15 protein-coding genes are annotated in these 17051 nt (G+C 66.2%); 8 read left to right on the top strand and 7 right to left on the bottom strand.

Going from position 1 to position 17051, the window contains the following annotated elements:
- Positions 1-1233, bottom strand: a 1233-nt coding sequence (locus B8460_RS08205) for an HAD-IC family P-type ATPase (RefSeq protein ID WP_048861101.1), incomplete at its 3' end; no start/stop codon positions are given.
- A gap of 165 nt (positions 1234-1398) precedes the next feature.
- Here B8460_RS08205 and B8460_RS08200 point away from each other — a divergent pair.
- The 5 genes from B8460_RS08200 (at position 1399) to B8460_RS08185 (ending at position 4650) form a co-directional block, all read left to right on the top strand.
- The gene (locus B8460_RS08200) at positions 1399-2292 is read left to right on the top strand and encodes an HNH endonuclease (protein ID WP_048861103.1); all 894 of its coding nucleotides are present in this window, start codon (positions 1399-1401) and stop codon (positions 2290-2292) included.
- Positions 2293-2583: 291 nt separating this feature from the next.
- Positions 2584-2709, top strand: coding sequence for a hypothetical protein (locus tag B8460_RS23610; RefSeq protein ID WP_277813952.1), 126 nt, complete (start codon positions 2584-2586; stop codon positions 2707-2709).
- Entirely contained in the window at positions 2699-3538 is an 840-nt protein-coding gene (locus B8460_RS08195) for a DUF3883 domain-containing protein (RefSeq protein WP_048861100.1), read from the top strand. The genes B8460_RS23610 and B8460_RS08195 overlap by 11 nt, the downstream gene beginning before the upstream one ends.
- Before the next feature lie 113 nt (positions 3539-3651).
- Complete coding sequence (locus B8460_RS08190) at positions 3652-4032, top strand: nuclear transport factor 2 family protein (protein ID WP_048861099.1); 381 nt, start codon at positions 3652-3654, stop codon at positions 4030-4032.
- Positions 4033-4050: 18 nt separating this feature from the next.
- Positions 4051-4650 carry a DNA-3-methyladenine glycosylase gene (locus tag B8460_RS08185; protein ID WP_048861098.1) on the top strand — a complete coding sequence of 200 codons (600 nt, stop codon included), beginning with the start codon at positions 4051-4053 and terminating at the stop codon, positions 4648-4650.
- 74 nt (positions 4651-4724) lie between these two features.
- Here B8460_RS08185 and B8460_RS08180 read toward each other — a convergent pair whose 3' ends face one another.
- Positions 4725-5399 (bottom strand): peroxiredoxin-like family protein, encoded by a 675-nt coding sequence (locus B8460_RS08180; protein WP_048861097.1) that lies wholly within the window; start codon positions 5397-5399, stop codon positions 4725-4727.
- A gap of 105 nt (positions 5400-5504) precedes the next feature.
- On the opposite strand from B8460_RS08180, the gene B8460_RS08175 reads away from it, so the two are divergent.
- The 3 genes from B8460_RS08175 to B8460_RS08160 all read left to right on the top strand — a co-directional run bounded on the left by B8460_RS08175 (position 5505) and on the right by B8460_RS08160 (position 10245).
- Positions 5505-6416: a LysR family transcriptional regulator gene (locus B8460_RS08175; protein ID WP_048861096.1), complete on the top strand. Its 912-nt coding sequence runs from the start codon at positions 5505-5507 to the stop codon at positions 6414-6416.
- Between the two features lie 773 nt (positions 6417-7189).
- The gene (locus tag B8460_RS08165; protein WP_048861095.1) at positions 7190-8695 is read left to right on the top strand and encodes an ATPase domain-containing protein; all 1506 of its coding nucleotides are present in this window, start codon (positions 7190-7192) and stop codon (positions 8693-8695) included.
- On the top strand, positions 8692-10245 hold the full coding sequence (locus tag B8460_RS08160; protein ID WP_052945178.1) for a sensor histidine kinase: 1554 nt from the start codon (positions 8692-8694) through the stop codon (positions 10243-10245). Before B8460_RS08165 ends, B8460_RS08160 begins: the two co-directional genes overlap by 4 nt.
- 88 nt (positions 10246-10333) lie before the next feature.
- On the opposite strand, the gene herA is transcribed toward B8460_RS08160, so the two are convergent.
- From herA to B8460_RS08135, 5 genes are all read right to left on the bottom strand, one after another.
- Complete coding sequence (gene herA / locus B8460_RS08155; RefSeq protein WP_158322764.1) at positions 10334-12040, bottom strand: anti-phage-associated helicase HerA; 1707 nt, start codon at positions 12038-12040, stop codon at positions 10334-10336.
- 23 nt (positions 12041-12063) lie between these two features.
- Entirely contained in the window at positions 12064-13395 is a 1332-nt protein-coding gene (locus B8460_RS08150) for an SIR2 family anti-phage-associated protein (RefSeq protein ID WP_048861093.1), read from the bottom strand.
- A 315-nt stretch (positions 13396-13710) separates the two neighbouring features.
- A complete protein-coding gene (gene guaA / locus B8460_RS08145; protein WP_048861092.1) occupies positions 13711-15300 on the bottom strand; it encodes a glutamine-hydrolyzing GMP synthase in 1590 nt (529 codons plus the stop codon).
- Positions 15301-15352: 52 nt separating this feature from the next.
- The gene (locus tag B8460_RS08140) at positions 15353-15925 is read right to left on the bottom strand and encodes a GNAT family N-acetyltransferase (protein ID WP_048861091.1); all 573 of its coding nucleotides are present in this window, start codon (positions 15923-15925) and stop codon (positions 15353-15355) included.
- The coding region (locus B8460_RS08135; RefSeq protein ID WP_048861090.1) for an RsmB/NOP family class I SAM-dependent RNA methyltransferase at positions 15922-17051 on the bottom strand (1130 nt) is incomplete at its 5' end. The genes B8460_RS08135 and B8460_RS08140, both read right to left, overlap by 4 nt.

Here is a 17051-nt window from a genome sequence, read left to right as displayed (position 1 = left end):
GGACGCCGCGAGGCCGTCGATCGCCTCCGCGACGTCCGGCGCCCCCGCGATCAGCGCGCGGACCGCGCCCGGCGCGCCCTTGACGACCCACTCCTCCCCGTCGCCCGCCCGATACCGGCCGAGCGAATAGCGGGTGGCCGGATCGAACGGCTCGAACGCGATCCGGGGCTGCGGATCGGCGAGCAGCCGGCGCGCCGCCGCGGCGCCCAGGATGGCGAGGTCGATCGGGTCCTGCGTCGCCGGATCGCTGGCCAGCGCCGCGCAGCGCAACAGGGCGTCGTCGGATGCCGCGTCGATGCGGTGCATCGCCGCGAGGCTGAGGCGGTTTTCCGTCAGCGTGCCGGTCTTGTCCGTGCACAGCACGTCCATGCCCGCCGCTTCCTCGATCGCCGACAGCCGCGTCAGCAGCACGCCGGATCGGGCGAGTTCCGCCGCCCCCAGCGCGGTCGCGAGCGTGAACGTCGCCGGCAGCGCCACCGGCACCGAGGCGACCAGCAGAATGAGCGCGAACGGCACCACGTCGCGCAGCGGCAGACCCGCCCACCCGGCATAGGCCAGCAGCGCCGCGATCAGCACCGCGTCGATCGAGATCAGGATGCGGACGATGCGGAAGATCGTCATCGCCAGATGGCTCGTCGACCGGGCGGTGCGAACCAGTTCGGCCGTCTTGCCGAAATACGTGCGCGGGCCGGTCGCCACGACCTCGCCCGTGGCCTCGCCCCGCCGCACGATCGCGGCGGCATAGGCGATCGCGCCGGCACCGGCCTCGACGGCGACCGATTCCCCGGTCAGGGCGGATTGATCGAGCAGGATCGCGCCCTCGGTGATCCGCACGTCGGCGGGCGACAGATCGCCCATGCGCAGATGCACGACATCCCCCGCCACCAGATCGGCCGACGCCACCGACCGCCACGCGCCGTCGCGCAGCACCCGCGCCGTGGCCGTCAGCCGATGGCGCAGCAGCTCCAGCGCCTTGCCCGCGCGGCCTTCCTCCACGAAGCTGATCGCGGCGTTGACGACCAGCAACAGGGCGATGACCGCCGCCTCGCCGCCCTTGCCGAGCAGAAGCTGCAGCACGATCGTCGCTTCCAGCATCCACGGGATCGGGCCCCACACCTTGCCCAGCAACACCAGCAGCGGATGCCGCCGCCGCTCCGGTATCGCGTTCGGCCCGGAGGCCGCGAGCCGGCGCCGGGCCTCGACCTCGGTGAGGCCCGTTGCTTCTGCGGTCACCGCGCCCTCCGACGGATCATCAGGATTGCCGAATGATGCCCCCGCGCCGCCAGAACCACGTCGGTGGCGACACGGGCGGTCCGCGGTCATAGTCGCCGATCATGTCTTACGGGCAGACAGGCCGCCCGGGCGATGTCTTGCGACCTCGACGGGAGCGACGCGACGATGACCTTCGGTGTCTTCATCCACCGTCCCGACTCGATCTATGACGACAGACCGGACCAACGTTACCAGTTCCCCGGCCAGTACCGCCGCCGGGTCGAGGCCTGCATCGGCAGCTGGATCATCTATTACGAGCCACGCAAGATACCCGGAACGCGCGGTTACTTCGCGGTTGCCAAGGTCACCCGCGTGATCCCCGATCCGAACGCGCCGGGCATGTTCCTCGCGGTGATCGGCAGCTATCTCCCGTTCGTCAATCCCGTTCCGTTCGCGGGCCCCGACGGCGTGGTCGAGCGGAGCGTCCTGAACGAGGCCGGACGCATCTCCGGACGCGCGCAATCGGCGGTCCGGCCGATCTCGGACACGGATTTCCACCATATCGTCGGCCTCGGTCTGGCCGGCGCGTCCGATCAGCCGCCCCGCATCGGTGACCCGGGCTCACCGGCCAACCTTCAGGAAGAGCAGGAGATATTCAACATCGACCAGACTCAGGACCGTGCCCGCTACCTGACGTCACGCACCCTGCGCGATCGTGTGTTCCGCCAGATCGTCGTGTCGGCCTACGACGCGCGTTGTGCCGTCACGGGGCTCCGATTGATCAACGGCGGCGGCCGGGCGGAGGTCGAGGCCGCCCATATCAGGCCCGTCGAGGCCGACGGACCGGACATCGTGAGCAACGGCCTCGCGCTCTCGGGCACCGCGCACTGGATGTTCGACCGCGGCCTGATCGGCGTCGCCGACGACAGGCGCATCCTTGTCTCGCGACACGTCAACGATCCCGACAGCGTTCGCGCGATGATCAACGGCACCGGCTGCATTTTCCCGCCGGCCCGCGCGTCGGACCGGCCGCACCCGGCGTTTCTCCGCTGGCATCGCGAAAACTGCTTCAAGGGCTGACCCTGAGGGGCCGGCCCCCCGCTCACACCGCCCACCGCGCCGCCGCATAACCGACCGCTTCGGGGTATTTTTCACTGAGAAACAACATTCAGCATAGTCCTTTGGCTCGTGCGGCACGGGCGCAAGCATGTGCGCGGCGCCGGAACCCGATCCCGGCCGGCAAAGCAGGATGGCCCCTTCTCCGCCTCCGCATTACATTTGCCACGCCCGCGCGGTCCGCTAGGCTCGGCCCCCGTGTGCCCGCCGCCCGCGTGCCCGCGCGGCTACCTTGGGGCACTGGGGAGACACGACATGAACTGGTTCAAGAAACTCACCGGATTTTGCGAGGCCGGTTACGACGAGACGCGCGCCCGGCTGGAAGTCGAGGGCGAGCGCCTGCGCTCAAAGGTCAACGGCGCGTCCATTGATGCCAGGTGACTGGACCGACGAAGAGAACGACACGGTCGTCGCGGATTATTTCGCGATGCTCGCGCACGACATTGCCGGCCGCCCGTACAGCAAGGCCGAGCATAACCGTCTGTTGCGTGCGATCATCGGCCGGCCCCGCGGCTCAATCGAGTATAAGCATCAAAACATCAGCGCCGTGCTCAAAGGCCTCGGCGAGGCCTGGATCCTTGGCTACAAGCCAGCCTTCAATTTCCAGGCATCACTTGTCGATTCGGTCGTGCGTTGGCTCGACCGATACCCGGACTGGCTCGCGCCAGCCGCGCGGGTCGGAGTGGGCCGGTTGCCGTCGGCGCTTCGGGAGGACGTGGTGCTGTGGATCGGTCCGCCGCCGACGCACAGCAATGCGCTCCCACCCGCGGAACTCGAGCAGATGGCCGCGATCGCCCGGAAGTACGACGTCGCCCAGCGAGACGCGCGGAACCGGGCGCTCGGCCGCGCCGGCGAGGAGCGCGTCCTTGTCCATGAGCGCGCCACTCTCCTTGCCGCGGGCCGAAGCGATCTCGTCGATCACATTCGTTGGGTGTCGGACGTCGACGGTGACGGCGCCGGCTATGACATCCGGAGCTTCGACGTTGACGGCAGTAACCGGCTGATCGAGGTGAAGACGACCAACGGCTGGGAGCGTACACCATTTCACATCACGCGGAATGAACTGACGTTCGCCGATGCGAATCGTGACGACTGGCGGCTGGTGCGGATATGGGACTTCGCGCGAGAGACCCGCGCATTCGAGTTGCGGCCACCGCTGGAGAAACATGTTTCACTGATCGCGACAAGCTATCAGGCGAGCTTCACTTAGCAGCCCGCCGGCAACCTTCCGCCTTACCCCGCGCCCCATCCGGGAGGCATTTTCGACGGCAGGCGCATCGCACGACGGCGCGACACCCGCGCCGATGGGCAGGGAGACCCAAGATGGACGATCACGCGATCCGCGCCGCTCTCAATCATCACTGGGCCGCCTCCGACATGGACGACTTTGCGGCGGAGCATATGATCTACCGGGACGACGCGGTGCTCGACTATCCGCAATCGGGCGAGCGCATCCGCGGACGGCGGAACATCGAGGCGTCCCGCGCCGCGCAGCCGAACCAAAAACGCTTCACGGTGCGGCGGATCGTCGGCGCGGGCGCCCTTTGGATCACCGAATACGTCCTGACCTATGACGGACGACCGTCCCACACGGTCAGCATCATGGAGTTCGTCGACGGACAGGTCGTCCACGAAACCCAGTATTTCGCCGATCCGTTCGAACCCGGGCCGTCACGCGCGCAATGGGTCGAGCGGATGCCCTGAAACCGCGCGGCAATCCGGATGACCGCCGACCGGCCCCTTGCGCGCCAGGACTTGCCGATCGATACGACGTGCCTCGCCCGCTACCTGATCGGCAAGAAACTGGTGCGCACCTTGCCTGAAGGGGTCGCGGCGGGGCGTATCGTCGAGACCGAGGCCTACGTCATCGGCGACGCCGCCGGTCACGCGTTCCGGGGGATGACGGCCCGCAACCGCTCGCTGTTTCTCGAACGTGGGCACGCCTATGTCTACGTCGCGTATGGCCGTTCGGACATGTTGAATGTCTCAAGCGAAAGTGCCGGGATCGGCGCCGGCGTCCTTATCCGGGCGCTCGAACCGCTCGAAGGCATCGCGTTCATGCAGCGCAATCGCGGCGTCGACCGTCTGCGCGATCTGGCGCGCGGACCGGGCCGTCTCGCAGCGGCGCTGCGGATCGATCGTTCGCTCGACGGGCTCGATCTCTGTCGCGCAGGCCCGCTTTGGCTTGGCGACGACGAGCGCGAACCCGGCGACATCGGCCGGGGCATCAGGATCGGCATCTCGCGGGACACCGACCGCCCGCTGCGGTTCTACCTGCGCAACAATCCGTTCGTCAGCGGGCGAAAGTCGCTGAACGCCTAGGAAACCGGCTTCATTCAACGACCCGGCCCGGCCCCGCGCCTCGCGGGCGGGGCCGGCCGGGAAGGCGGGGTCGATCAGGCGGCGCGGGGGGCGGCGCGGCGCAGCGCCGGCAGCATGTCCTCCGGTTCGGGACGCCTTGTGTAGTCGGGGTTCACCTCGGCATAGAGCACCACCCCGTCCCGGCCGACGACGAAGCGCCCCGGCATGGGCAGCGTCCACCCCGGATCGCCGTTGAAGGCCGGCAGGTCGTTCTTCAGCGACTGATACAGATCGACCAGATAGTCCGGCAGCCTGAACCGCAGGCCGAACGCGGCGGCGACATCGTTGCGCGGGTCCGACAGGATGGGAAACGACAGGTTGTTCTGCCGCACGGACTTGCGGCTGTTAACCGGGGTCTGCGGCGAGATCGCGACAAGGCTCGCGCCGAGCTCCTCGAACTGCGGCAGCGCCGCCTGCAGCGCCTGAAGCTCCATGTTGCAATACGGGCACCAGACGCCCCGGTAGAAGCTGATGATCAGCGGCCCCTTGGACAGTAACGCGTCCAGCGAGACGATCCGTCCCTCGGGGTCGGCCAGCATGAAGGCCGGCGCCGTGTCGCCCACCTTCAGCGCATGGCGGGCCGCGCCGGAGGCGATCAATTCGTCCGTCGCCCGGTGCATCGTCTCGATGACCGAGTGCGGCACGTTGTAGGGCGGCTTGCCCGCCTCGAAATCGGTCTTGAAGGCGTCGAGCCTGGCTTGCAGCGTCATGACTGTCTCCGTGGAACACCGTTGGCGAGCAGGATCGCCATTCCCGCCATGTTGCGGCAGCCGCCGTCCGGGGATAGTGCTTATTCCCACGGAGACACAACCGCGATGGACCGACTGCAGGCGATGGCAGCCTATGTGCGCGTCGTGGAGACCGGGTCGTTCTCGGCGGCCGCCCGGCAGATCGGCGTCGGGCAACCGGCGATCTCCAAGATCGTCGCGCAGCTTGAGGACCGGCTTCAGGTGCGGCTGCTGGTGCGTTCGACCCACGGCCTGACGCCGACCGACGCCGGGCTGCGCTTTTACGAGCGCGCCAGGACGGCGATCCACGAAGCCGACGAGGCGGAACTGGAGGCACGCGGCGCCGGCGCGGGCCTGACCGGTCAGCTGCGCGTGTCGGCCGCAACCACGTTCGCGCGGCTTCTAGTCGTGCCGCATCTGCCGGGCTTCCTCGCCCGGCATCCGGATCTGCAAATCGACATCGTCCTCGACGACCGCCTCATCGACCTCGTGTCCGAGGGCGTCGACGTGTCGCTGCGGATGGGCCAAATGTCGGATTCCGCGGCAGTGGCAAGGCGGCTCGCGCGCGGGCGCCGATCCGTCATCGCGACACCCGCCTATTTTGCGCTCGCCGGGATGCCGACCCTGCCGGCCCAGCTCGCCGCGCATGAGGCGATCGTCTACAGCCAGCTCGACAACGACTGGGTGTTCCGAAAGGACGGCGCCGAGGCATCGGTCGCCCTCCGCGGCCGCGTCCGGGTCAGCGCCGCCGAAGGGATCCGCGCGGCGGTGCTCGCGGACATGGGGCTGACAATCAACTCCGACTGGATGTTCGCCCCGGAACTGGCGAGCGGCGCCGTCGTCCGCGTGCTGACGGACTGGGCGCTTCCGCCCGTCGACCTATGGGCGGTCTTCCCGAGCGGCCGGCTGGCCAGCGCCAAGGCACGCGCCTTTGCCGATTTCGTCGAAACCGTACTCAGGCAGCCGCCGACCGCGCTGCCGCCAGCTGGAACGGCATAGCCAACACGCCCGCCGCACCCGGCCCTGATCCTCTAGGCTGGCACTTGCTCGGCTTCTCCCTGCCACGACAGCAGCGCCACATGTCGTGTCGCAGGAAACCTTTTGCCACGGCGAGGGCGGACACCCGCCTGGGTTGTGTCTGCCGCCCGAGCGTGTCGAGCAGCAACGCATCGCGGTCCGCTGACACCACGGCCGTGGCAGAAACGCCAGACGGCCGCCCGGGAGTCCGCGGCGGCATCCCAAAGCACGGCAAGACAAAGGTCACCGACGACGCGAAGACTGCCGCCTATCCTCTCATCCGGTGGGGCCAGTTGTAAGGCGCCATCCATGTCTGCACAATCGAAGGTCACATAATCCAGTGCGGTTGCCCCTGCCATCGGATACCGGTCACCCGTCCACCACGAGCAAGTAACCAAACCATAGCTTTCCCAACCCGATAGCCGCACTAGCGCGTCGACTCTCCAGATGGGAACGGAGTTCCGGTGCTGCATTGTAATTGCACTTAAAGCCGGGTTAGATGCGGCCATGCCTCGACTGAGCGCACACCTCAAGCTCGACAGTTTCAACTTTCGGGTGGACGGAGACCTGAAACGTGCCTTCCTGGAGGTAGCAGCGCGAGAAGACCGTCCGGCGGGGTCCATCCTCCGGGACTTCATGCGGAGCTACGTCGCCCAAAAACAAGCTGGTTTCCGTGCATCCACGTCGGCCCCCTCCGACACGGCGCTGGCACAGGAGACAAAAGCCAAAGCAAGTTCAACCCGGAGAGGCAGAAAATGAGCAGCGGTGAGACGGCTGTCACCCTCTCCGAGACTGTGGGCAGCGGCATCGAGGGCTTGGACAACGTGCTCGTCGGCGGCTACCGCCGGAACCGGCTGTATCTGGTCGAGGGGCAACCCGGAACGGGCAAGACCACGCTGGCGCTCCAGTTTCTCATCGACGGTGCGCGGAACGGCGAGAAATGCCTCTACATCACGCTCGCTGAAACCGAGGACGAGCTGCGAACGGGTGCCGCCTCACATGGCTGGGATCTGGACGGCATCGACGTATTCGAGCTTCTTCCCCCCGAAAGTCTTTTGGACGAAAAGCAGCAGCAGAGTCTCCTTTATTCCTCTGATCTCGAATTGGGTGAGACGACGCGGTCCATCATCGAAGCAATCGAACGCACGAAGCCCCTGCGCGTCGTGTTCGATAGCCTGTCTGAAATACGCCTTCTGGCACAATCTTCGTTGCGCTACAGACGGCAACTCCTTGCCTTGAAGCACTACTTCTCGCGACACGGCGCCTCGGTGCTTTTCCTGGACGATTTGACCGCTGATCCATCAGAGCGAACGGCTCACAGCATCGCGCATGGGGTGCTCCAGCTGGAAGAAGTCGCGCCGGAATACGGCGCCGAGCGTCGTCGGTTGCGCGTCGTCAAATGCCGGGGGCAAGCGTTCCGAGGCGGCTTTCACGATGTTGTGCTCGCCCATGGCGGCCTGCGGGTTTTCCCTCGCTTGGTTGCGGCCGAACACCATCGCAACTTTGGACGCGATCAACTTCAATCGGGCATCGTCGAGCTCGACGCTTTGCTGGGTGGCGGCCTGGAGCGCGGCTCGTCCGCGTTGATTCTCGGGCCATCCGGCATCGGCAAGTCGCTGCTGACGTTGCAATTCCTCAAGCAGGCCGTCTCGCGTGGCGAACGCGCGGCGATGTTTGCGTTCGACGAGGACATCGGGCTGCTCACTGCCCGCGCGGCGCATCTCGGCATCGACCTGAAAGCGATGCGGGACAGCGGCGCACTGATGCTTGTCCAGGTTGACGCCGCTGAACTGTCACCTGGGGAATTCGCGCATACGGTCCGAACCTGCATCGAAAAGCACCATGCGCTGACGGTCGTCATTGACAGCCTCAACGGCTATCACATGGCGATGCCGGACGAGAGATTTCTCCTGCTGCATATGCACGAATTGCTGATGTATTTGAATCGTCGCGGCGTATCGACGTTCCTGACAGTCGCACAACACGGGGTCGTCGGCGACATGCGCTCGCCCTTTGACGTGACCTACCTGTCGGACGCCGTGCTTCTTCTGCGGTACTTTGAATCGCGCGGGCGGATGTTACGCGCGCTCTCGGTCATCAAAAAGCGGACCGGAAGTCATGAGGACACAATTCGGGAGTTCCGTATTACGGAGAGTGGCTTTCAGCTCGGATCACCTCTCACGGAGTTCGAAGGCGTGATGAGCGGGGTGCCGATTTATACCGGGACATCGGACCCACGGACACATCTGTCGAACGAATGAGCGAGCCGCACATCGCGGGGCATGGCCCGGACGACGAGCGGGCGCTGATCATGACCCCGTTCGGGCGGGATAGTTCCATCGCGGCTGGTATCCTCGCCGACGCAGGCGTGAGGGCCGCGATCTGCTCGTCGCTCGCCGATCTTGTTGCCGAACTTGACGCGGGCGCCGGCTGTGTCGTCATCGCGCAGGAAGCGGTCGAAACAGCCGACATCAATCCCTTGTTTACCTGGATCGATGGACAGCCCTCGTGGTCCGATCTGCCGATCATCATCATCACGGAACACGGCGGCGGACCACAAGGCAGCCGTAAGGCGCTTCGCCTGATGGCCGCGCTGGGCAACGTCACTTTCCTGGAACGACCCTTCCGCCCGCTGACGTTTCTTTCCGCTGTGCAAAGTGCGCTCAGAAGCCGACGCCGACAGCTCCAGGCGCGTATGTATGTCGCGAAGATCGAACAGACAGGCGCCGAACTTCTGGCTGCCGAGGAACGGCTGCGATTGGCGACCGAAGCCGCCGATATCGGATGGTGGGATGTCGAGGACGGGCTCGGCGAGCTGTTCTGGCCGCCTCGCGTGAAGGCGATGTTCGGCATTTCAGCCGACGCGCCCGTGACAATGGACGACTTCTTCAAGGGCCTCCATCCGGACGACCGCGACCGCGTATCTGCGGTCTATATCAGGGCCGCCGACCCCGCCCGGCGCGAACTCTACGACGTCGAATACCGCACGATCGGCAAAGAAGACGGCATCGTCCGCTGGGTGGCAGCCAAGGGACGCGGGGTGTTTGACGAGACCGGCCGGTGCAAGCGCGTGATCGGCACCGCGATCGACATCACGGAGCGCAAGCTGGCGCAGGAACAAAGACTGGCTCGACAGCAGGAGGATGCCGAACTGCGCGACCAGTTCATTGCCGTCCTCGGGCACGATCTGCGAAATCCGCTCGCGTCTGTCGCCGCAGGTACACAGGTCCTGGTGCGTCATCCCGAAAGGGCATCCGAAATTGCGGCGCATATGGAGCGAAGCATCTTCCGTATGTCCGAGTTAATCGAAAACGTGCTCGACTTCGCACGCGGTCGCCTGGGCGGCGGCTTTGTCGCCGTGCGCGACGGCGAAAAGCCACTGGAGCCTGTCCTTCGCCAGGTCATCGATGAACTCAGGAATATTCATCCGGGGCGCGATATCAAGGTCGACATCGACCTGCAGGAGCCGGTGGAATGCGACCGGCAGCGGATTGGCCAGCTCCTCTCCAATCTCCTGGGCAACGCCATTGTCCATGGGGCACCGGATCGGCCAATTCGGGTTCGCGCCCGGGCCGGCTCCCGCACATTCGAACTGTCCGTGGAAAACTCCGGAGATCCCATCGAACCCGCAGCCCTTGAAAAGCTCTTCCAGCCCTTTTTCCGAGGGAAAGACCGCGGGAACCGCGGCGGTCTTGGCCTTGGCCTCTACATCTGTTCGGAAATCGCCAGGGCGCATGGCGGGGTAATAAACGTGACGTCCGAGGGCAGAATGACGTGCTTTACTCTACGAATGCCAACCCGCGCACAGTAATTCGGACAGGCATATTGCGTTTACCCGCCGACGGGTGCACGAAATACTCGCCGCTGCCGGATACGATCCAAAATGATCGGCTACCGCTTTAGGCCGACCACTCTTGCAGGAAGGGTGGGTCTTTCGAGTCCGGCTCGGGGTTGGGTCTGCTTACGGCCAGTCTTGTTGGAACGGGCAACGCTGCCCCAAAAATGATCGCCTCGCCTCGACCAAGCCCTGCAAGCTGGCGAGATACGTTCACGCCCACCGTTTCCGCCGCCGACGCGACCGCGCGCTGATCGGCTTCGTTGTTAAGTCGGAATACAGCCCATGTGCCGCATTGCGACAGGACGGTTGGCGAAACCTCGGATGGACGCTGGGTGCTGATGAGGAGGGAGAGGCCGAACTTGCGCCCTTCCTTGGCCAGCCGCTCGTAGGCCAGCGCCTGCTGCCCACCATCGGACTCACCGGGCAGCTGGCGCAGGTAGTGGTGGGCTTCTTCCAGGGCCAGCATGGTCGGATGGGTATTGCCGGGACCGCGTTTGAAGATTTCGGCGGCGAACATCTCAAGCAGCGAACCGAGGACGAACGGCATAAGATCCTGGGTCAGGTGGCTAAGATCGACGATGTGAACCGACCAATCATTTTGGCCGAAGACAGGCGGTCCAAACACTGCCCGAACGAGCGCAGCACATTCGGCGTCCATGCTCAATGGATGCACCAATCCATCGCCCCCAGCGATCTCGACAACCGATGTGAATTGCGGGTCTTCGATCAGGCCGCGTATGCGATTAATCATTGACTGAATATGGCCATACTGGAAGGCATTTCGTTCGACGCCATTCCTGCCCGGCGAAAGCACATACCATTCTGTGGCAAGGCAGGATAATGCGCGCATGTGCGGCCACTGATTTGCCAAAGGCGATGTTCCTGCCCTTATCGCGGAAATCGCCTGATTGGCTTGCGCAGGATTGCCGGTGTGGCAGTCGTCGAAAAGGACGTTAGCCTGCCCGCCGACCGGCTTCGCGCCGCGGGCGTCCGCTTCTACGAAACGCAGATGCTCAATCGCAAAGCGTAGAGTCGGCATCTGCGCTTTCTCGCTCGGTATCAGCAACCGAGATAGGCCATGCCGACCAAGGGCATAGTACGGAATCCGAAGCCCGCCATTGGGGCCGCCTAACTGCGTGATCTTCACGCGCTGTTCGAGATGGGCAAAGGCGGGTGTATATTCGCCGTTCACGTCAAACACAACGATCCGCGACTTGGGCAGGCGCACAAGCTGTTGCAGCACCGCTGCAACGAAGTGGGTTTTGCCTTGGCCCGTCGAACCAAGGATCGCCATGTGACGGCCCAGCACTTGGTCGATGTTGGCGCAGACCTCAACCGCCCGGTTCCGCGAATCCGCGCCCAGCCTGATCTGTTCGGCCTCGATGCCGTTCGCGCCGATAGTCGCCACGGTTTCGATGTCGGAAAGCGGATAAACGCTCGCGCCAAGAACGGGCAGCCGCCATTCCTGCGGCGAAAACGCCAGCCTGCCGTCGCGCTTCGCCAGAAACCCGACAACCCGGCCGCGAAGCTGGCGTAACGGCTCTTGAGGAACATGCGAGGATCGCCCGCGTCCTGTGGCATGGACTTCGCGCGGCTCCGCGAACGCAACCGTCATGATCCGAAGAATGATTGTCTCGGCCCCGGCGTCAATACCGACCAAATCGCCCGGCTGCTCTACGGTCGATAAGCCGTCGCGGTGGCCGGCAACGTGACCACGGGAATCCTCAAGCAGATTGACCAGAAGCTGCGGCCCGTCGATCTCAACCACATATCCGATGGGGCGACGGGAACTCATCGAAGCAATTCCTCGGAGCAGTTGCCGGATGCAGGTGCAGCTTCGGCAGCGGTCACCGCTTCTCCTCCGTCCGCACTCCCGGCGGGTTTCTTCGACACCTGAATGCTCGTGACCTGCTTGAGCAGCACTTCAAGCTGACGCGCACGTTCCGACACCTCATCCAGCATGGCCGGTTCGGGTAGGTCATTCGCCAGTGCGTCGAAGAAGCCTCCAGCCCCGAAGCCGCGCACCGTCACCTGTGGAAGCTGCGCAAGCAGCAGGCGCTTAAGCTGCTCGTTGGGTCTGATCGCCTCGCCGGTCGCGGCGAGCGTGTCGCAAATGCCCAAACGGTCGATCTCTGGAAGGTAGATGATGAGTTGCAGGGTCGGGTTCTGTAGCGCCGAAACGATAAGCCGATTGATGTGGTCGTCGCTAAATCCGTAGCCATTGACAATAAGGCAGGTGTTCGGACGGGACAGAAATTCGGTGAAGCGGCGAATGACCTCGCCATATACGAACGCAGTGGTCTGAACGAATTTCGACGCGCCGGGGAAGATCATGAAACCCGGCCAGTTGTCCGGCTGATCGGACGCGATGAACTGATCCACCAGTGGCTTCACGCTGGCGCTGGGCAATTCGCACACGCTCCCAGACTTGCTCGTGGTCCATGAAATCGAGCCGTGCAGCTTGCCAAGATAGAGGTTGTATGTGCCGAAGCGCGCTTCGCCGCGCGCCTGCACGTTGCGAAGACCAAGGTCGAAACTGCTCGGCCGGAAAGCGCGGTCGTGCGTTCCCGAAAAGCCGTTGACGCAATGAAGGCCCAGCGCCTCGGCCGACCATTCCAGTGCAAGGTCGTAGTTGGTCGTGAACGCCCACGGCGCGGCCTGACCGGGTTGGCGATTTCCGGCCAGGCGGGACACAAGCCTTATGTGGCCCGAAAGTTTGGGGTTCAGGATCGCCTGGTCCGGCTCCGACCATAGCTTTTCGTCCAAAATGGCGGCTCGCAACACAACCTTGCGCAGGGCGTGCCGCGCCGCCTTCAACTTGGTCAGATCAGCGCCGGTTCGTTCGCCGTCCAAACAGGCGATTTCCAGCCGGTCGAGCAAGAGTTCGACATTGCCCGGCTCGCCGTCCGCAAGAAACTTGTTTTTCCTAAGGAACCGGATTCGGTCAGCGTAGTCATTCTCTAGCAGCGCCCACACGTCCGACATGATCATGCCGCCGACGCCTTTGGAGGCCCCGGCACCAAGCAGCACGCCGACATTTTCCAGCCTGATCGCAAGCGCGAGATGCGCCAGGAACTCCTCGGGCGTTAGATTTCGGCTTCCCCTGATGGCGAAGAATGTCATGACGATCCTCCCTTTAACGCTCTATCGAAAATAGCCCTGAACATAATGTCCGCTTCAATGCCGTTTCTGCTTGTAGATAGCGCACAGCATTAATTCGTTCTTGAGACCTTTCGATTCTCTAGACGATTTTTCGGTTTGTTGTTCGATAGAAAGATGGGCTAGTAGGCGGTCTGTCATTGATCTTGAGAAGTTCCGCCACCTTCCGGAACATCAATATTTCGCCGGCAATGTAGCCGCCTTGTCTCGTAATCCTTCTCGGTCAAAGAGTTCATGCGATGTCCGGCACGGAGCGGGACGGTTTGAAACCACCCTAATTCACTCCCACTCGATCGTCCCCGGCGGCTTGCTCGTGATGTCGTACGTCACGCGGTTGATCCCCCGCACCTCGTTGACGATGCGGCCCGCGACGCGCGACAGGAACGCCATGTCGAACGGGTAGATGTCCGCCGTCATCCCGTCCGTGCTCGTGACCGCGCGCAGCGCGCACACGCGGTCATAGGTGCGGCCGTCGCCCATCACGCCCACGCTGCGCACCGGCAGCAGCACGGCGAAGGCTTGCCAGATCGCGTCGTACAGCCCCGCCGCCCGTATCTCCTCGAGGAAGATCGCATCCGCCCGCTGCAGGATCGCGACAAGCTCCGCGTCCACCGGGCCGGGGATACGGATCGCGAGCCCCGGCCCGGGGAACGGATGCCGCCCGACGATCGCCTCCGGCAGGCCCAGTTCGCGGCCCAGCGCGCGCACCTCGTCCTTGAACAGCTCGCGCAGCGGCTCGATCAGGCGCATGCGCATCCGCTCCGGCAGGCCGCCGACATTGTGGTGGCTCTTGATCGTCACACTCGGGCCGCCGGTCACGCTCACGCTCTCGATCACGTCGGGATACAGCGTCCCCTGCGCCAGGTAGTCGGCGCCGCCCAGGCGCTGCGCCTCCTCCTCGAACACCTCGACGAACAGCCGGCCGATCGTCTTGCGCTTGACCTCGGGGTCCGTGACCCCCGCCAGCGCGCCGAGGAACAGGTCGCCCGCGTCGCGATGCACCAGCCGCATGTTGAAGCGGTCGCGGAACGTCTCCACCACCTGCGCCGCCTCGCCCGCGCGCAGCAGGCCGTGATCGACGAAGATGCAGGTCAGCTGCGGGCCGATCGCGGCATGGATCAGCGCCGCCGCGACGGCGGAATCAACGCCGCCCGACAGGCCGCAGATCACCCGCGCGTCCCCCACCTGTGCGCGGATGCGCGCGATCTCCGCGTCGCGGAAGCCGGCCATCGTCCACGTGCCCGACAGGCCGCACACGCCGTGCGTGAAGTTGCGCAGCAGCTGCGCGCCGTGCGGCGTGTGCACGACCTCCGGGTGGAACTGCACGCCGTACAGGCGCCGCGCGTCGTCGGCGATGGCGGCGAACGGCGCGCCCTCGGACACGCCGACGGCGCGGAAGCCGGGCGGCAGGCGCGTCACCCGGTCGCCGTGGCTCATCCACACCGTCTCGCGCGCGCCGCGCGCCCACACGCCGGCGAACAGCGGGCAGTCGTCGACGATCTCGATCACCGCGCGGCCGAACTCGCGGTGGTCCGATCCCGCGACCTCGCCGCCCAGCTGCGCGCACAGCGCCTGCTCGCCGTAGCAGATGCCGAGGACGGGCACCCCCGCGTCCAGCACCCAGCCCGGGATGCGCGGCGCGTCCGCCTCCGTCACGCTCGCGGGCCCGCCCGACAGGATCACGCCGCGCGGGGCAAAGGCGGCGGCGCGGGCGGCGTCGGCGGTATAGGGCCAGATCTCGCAATAGACGCCCGCCTCGCGCAGCCGGCGCGCGATCAGCTGCGTCACCTGGCTGCCGAAATCGAGGATGAGGACCCGTTCGGCGGCAAGGCCTGCCACGGGATCGGCGGGATCGGGGGCGGTGTTCATCCCCGAGGTCTAGCAGCACGCAGGCAGGCGGGACGCAAGTGCGCCGGCGGGCTCAGGACGCGAGCGGCGAGGCCTGCAGCAGCTTGTCGATCGGGTCCCAGGCAAAGGCGGTCTGCACCAGCGGCCGGCCGGCGACGCTGATCGGGCTTTCCGCCACCGCCTCGCCGCCCAGCCTGCGGTAGAACCAGCGGCTCGGGTTGTCGCGCAGCACCCACAGATAGACCGACCGGCATCCCGACTCGGCGAGGCTGTTGGCCGCCGCCCGCATCAACCGCCGGCCGATGCCCCGCTCGCGCCAGTCGTCGAGGACATAGAGCGTCTCGATCTCCCCGTCGCCGAGGCGCGGGTCCGCCATCGCGCCCGCCCGGGCACGGACGGCGGTGACGAAGCCCACGATCCGCGCCGACCCGCCGTTCGGCACATCCAGGCCGGACGCGGTCGCGACATAGATGCCGCCGCCGCCGCCGCGGATGATGCTCTCGTAATGGGCCGCCTGCCGCGGCACCGACAGGCCGGCGAGGTAGTCGTCCGGCACCAGCCCCGGATAGGAGTTGCGCCAGACGGCGACATGCACGGCGCCGATCGCCACCGCATCGCCCGGCCGGGCGCGGCGCAGCGTGATCACGGGGTCCGTTCCAGCACGGCGGCGAAGAACCCGTCCGTGCCGTGGCGCGCGGGCGTCAGGCGCAGATACGGGCCGGCGCCGAGGCCGGCGGGCGCCTCCGGCCACGCCGCGGCGGGCGGCAGCGGGCGGAAGCCGGGATGGCGGTCGAGAAAGGCGGACACGGTCGCTTCGTCCTCCGCATCGAGCACGGAGCACGTAGCGTAGATCAGACGCCCGCCCTTGCGAACCAGTCCCGCGGCATCATCCAGGATCGCCGCCTGCCGCACCGTCAGCTCCGCCAGATCCTGCGCCGACAGCCGCAGCCGCGCGTCCGGATTGCGCCGCCACGTGCCGGTGCCGGTGCAGGGCGCATCGACCAGCACCCGGTCGAACGTCCCCGCCCGGCGCTTGGCCCATTTGTCGCCCGGCACGAACAGATGCCGCTCGACGTTGTGCGCCCCCGCCCGGCGCAGCCGCCGCACCGCCCCGTCCAGCCGCGGCGCGGAGACGTCACAGGCGACGATGTGGCCGCGGTTCTCCATCGTCATCGCCAGCGCCAGCGTCTTGCCGCCCGCGCCCGCGCAGATATCGGCCACACGCTGTCCCGGCCGCGCGTCGGCCAGCAGGGCGACGATCTGGCTGCCCTCGTCCTGGATCTCCACCAGCCCGTCGCGGAACGCCGCCCCCGTCGTCACCGGCAGCCGCCCGGCGATGCGCAGGCCCCAGGGCGAGAGCGGCGTCGGCACCGCCTCGATCCCCTCGGCCGCCAGCGCCGCCCGCGCCGCCTCGCGCGTCGTCTTCAGCAGGTTGGCGCGCAGGTCGAGCGGCGCCTCCGTCAGCCACGCCGCCGCCTCGGCCGGCAGCGCCGGACCGTATTGCGCGGCGAGCAGCGGATAGATCCAGTCCGGCAGTTCGAGCCGCACCGCGTCGGGCATCGCCGGGTGATCGAGCGTGTGGCCCGCCAGCCGCGCCAGCGCCCCCCGCTCCGCCGCCGTCAGCGCCTCGGGCGCATACTGGCCGCCCGAATAGGCCTGCCGCACCCCGTCCTGCGTCCAGCCGTCCAGCAGCAGCAGCGCCGCCAGCCGCAGCCGGGGCGTGGCCACCACGCCGTCCAGCCACCACGCGAGCCGCCGCCAGGCGCGCAGCA

This window comes from Acidisphaera rubrifaciens HS-AP3 (assembly GCF_000964365.1).
Lineage (GTDB): Bacteria > Pseudomonadota > Alphaproteobacteria > Acetobacterales > Acetobacteraceae > Acidisphaera > Acidisphaera rubrifaciens.
This window is presented reverse-complemented; position numbering and strand designations above follow the sequence as displayed.

Bases quoted from the DNA above. Each gene is read 5' to 3' on its own strand.
- B8460_RS08200 (WP_048861103.1), top strand. From the start codon at position 1,399: ATGACCTTCGGTGTCTTCATCCACCGTCCCGACTCGATCTATGACGAC.
- B8460_RS23610 (WP_277813952.1), top strand. From the start codon at position 2,584: ATGAACTGGTTCAAGAAACTCACCGGATTTTGCGAGGCCGGTTACGAC.
- B8460_RS08195 (WP_048861100.1), top strand. From the start codon at position 2,699: ATGCCAGGTGACTGGACCGACGAAGAGAACGACACGGTCGTCGCGGAT.
- B8460_RS08190 (WP_048861099.1), top strand. From the start codon at position 3,652: ATGGACGATCACGCGATCCGCGCCGCTCTCAATCATCACTGGGCCGCC.
- B8460_RS08185 (WP_048861098.1), top strand. From the start codon at position 4,051: ATGACCGCCGACCGGCCCCTTGCGCGCCAGGACTTGCCGATCGATACG.
- B8460_RS08180 (WP_048861097.1), bottom strand. From the start codon at position 5,399: ATGACGCTGCAAGCCAGGCTCGACGCCTTCAAGACCGATTTCGAGGCG.
- B8460_RS08175 (WP_048861096.1), top strand. From the start codon at position 5,505: ATGGACCGACTGCAGGCGATGGCAGCCTATGTGCGCGTCGTGGAGACC.
- B8460_RS08165 (WP_048861095.1), top strand. From the start codon at position 7,190: ATGAGCAGCGGTGAGACGGCTGTCACCCTCTCCGAGACTGTGGGCAGC.
- B8460_RS08160 (WP_052945178.1), top strand. From the start codon at position 8,692: ATGAGCGAGCCGCACATCGCGGGGCATGGCCCGGACGACGAGCGGGCG.
- B8460_RS08150 (WP_048861093.1), bottom strand. From the start codon at position 13,395: ATGACATTCTTCGCCATCAGGGGAAGCCGAAATCTAACGCCCGAGGAG.
- guaA (WP_048861092.1), bottom strand. From the start codon at position 15,300: ATGAACACCGCCCCCGATCCCGCCGATCCCGTGGCAGGCCTTGCCGCC.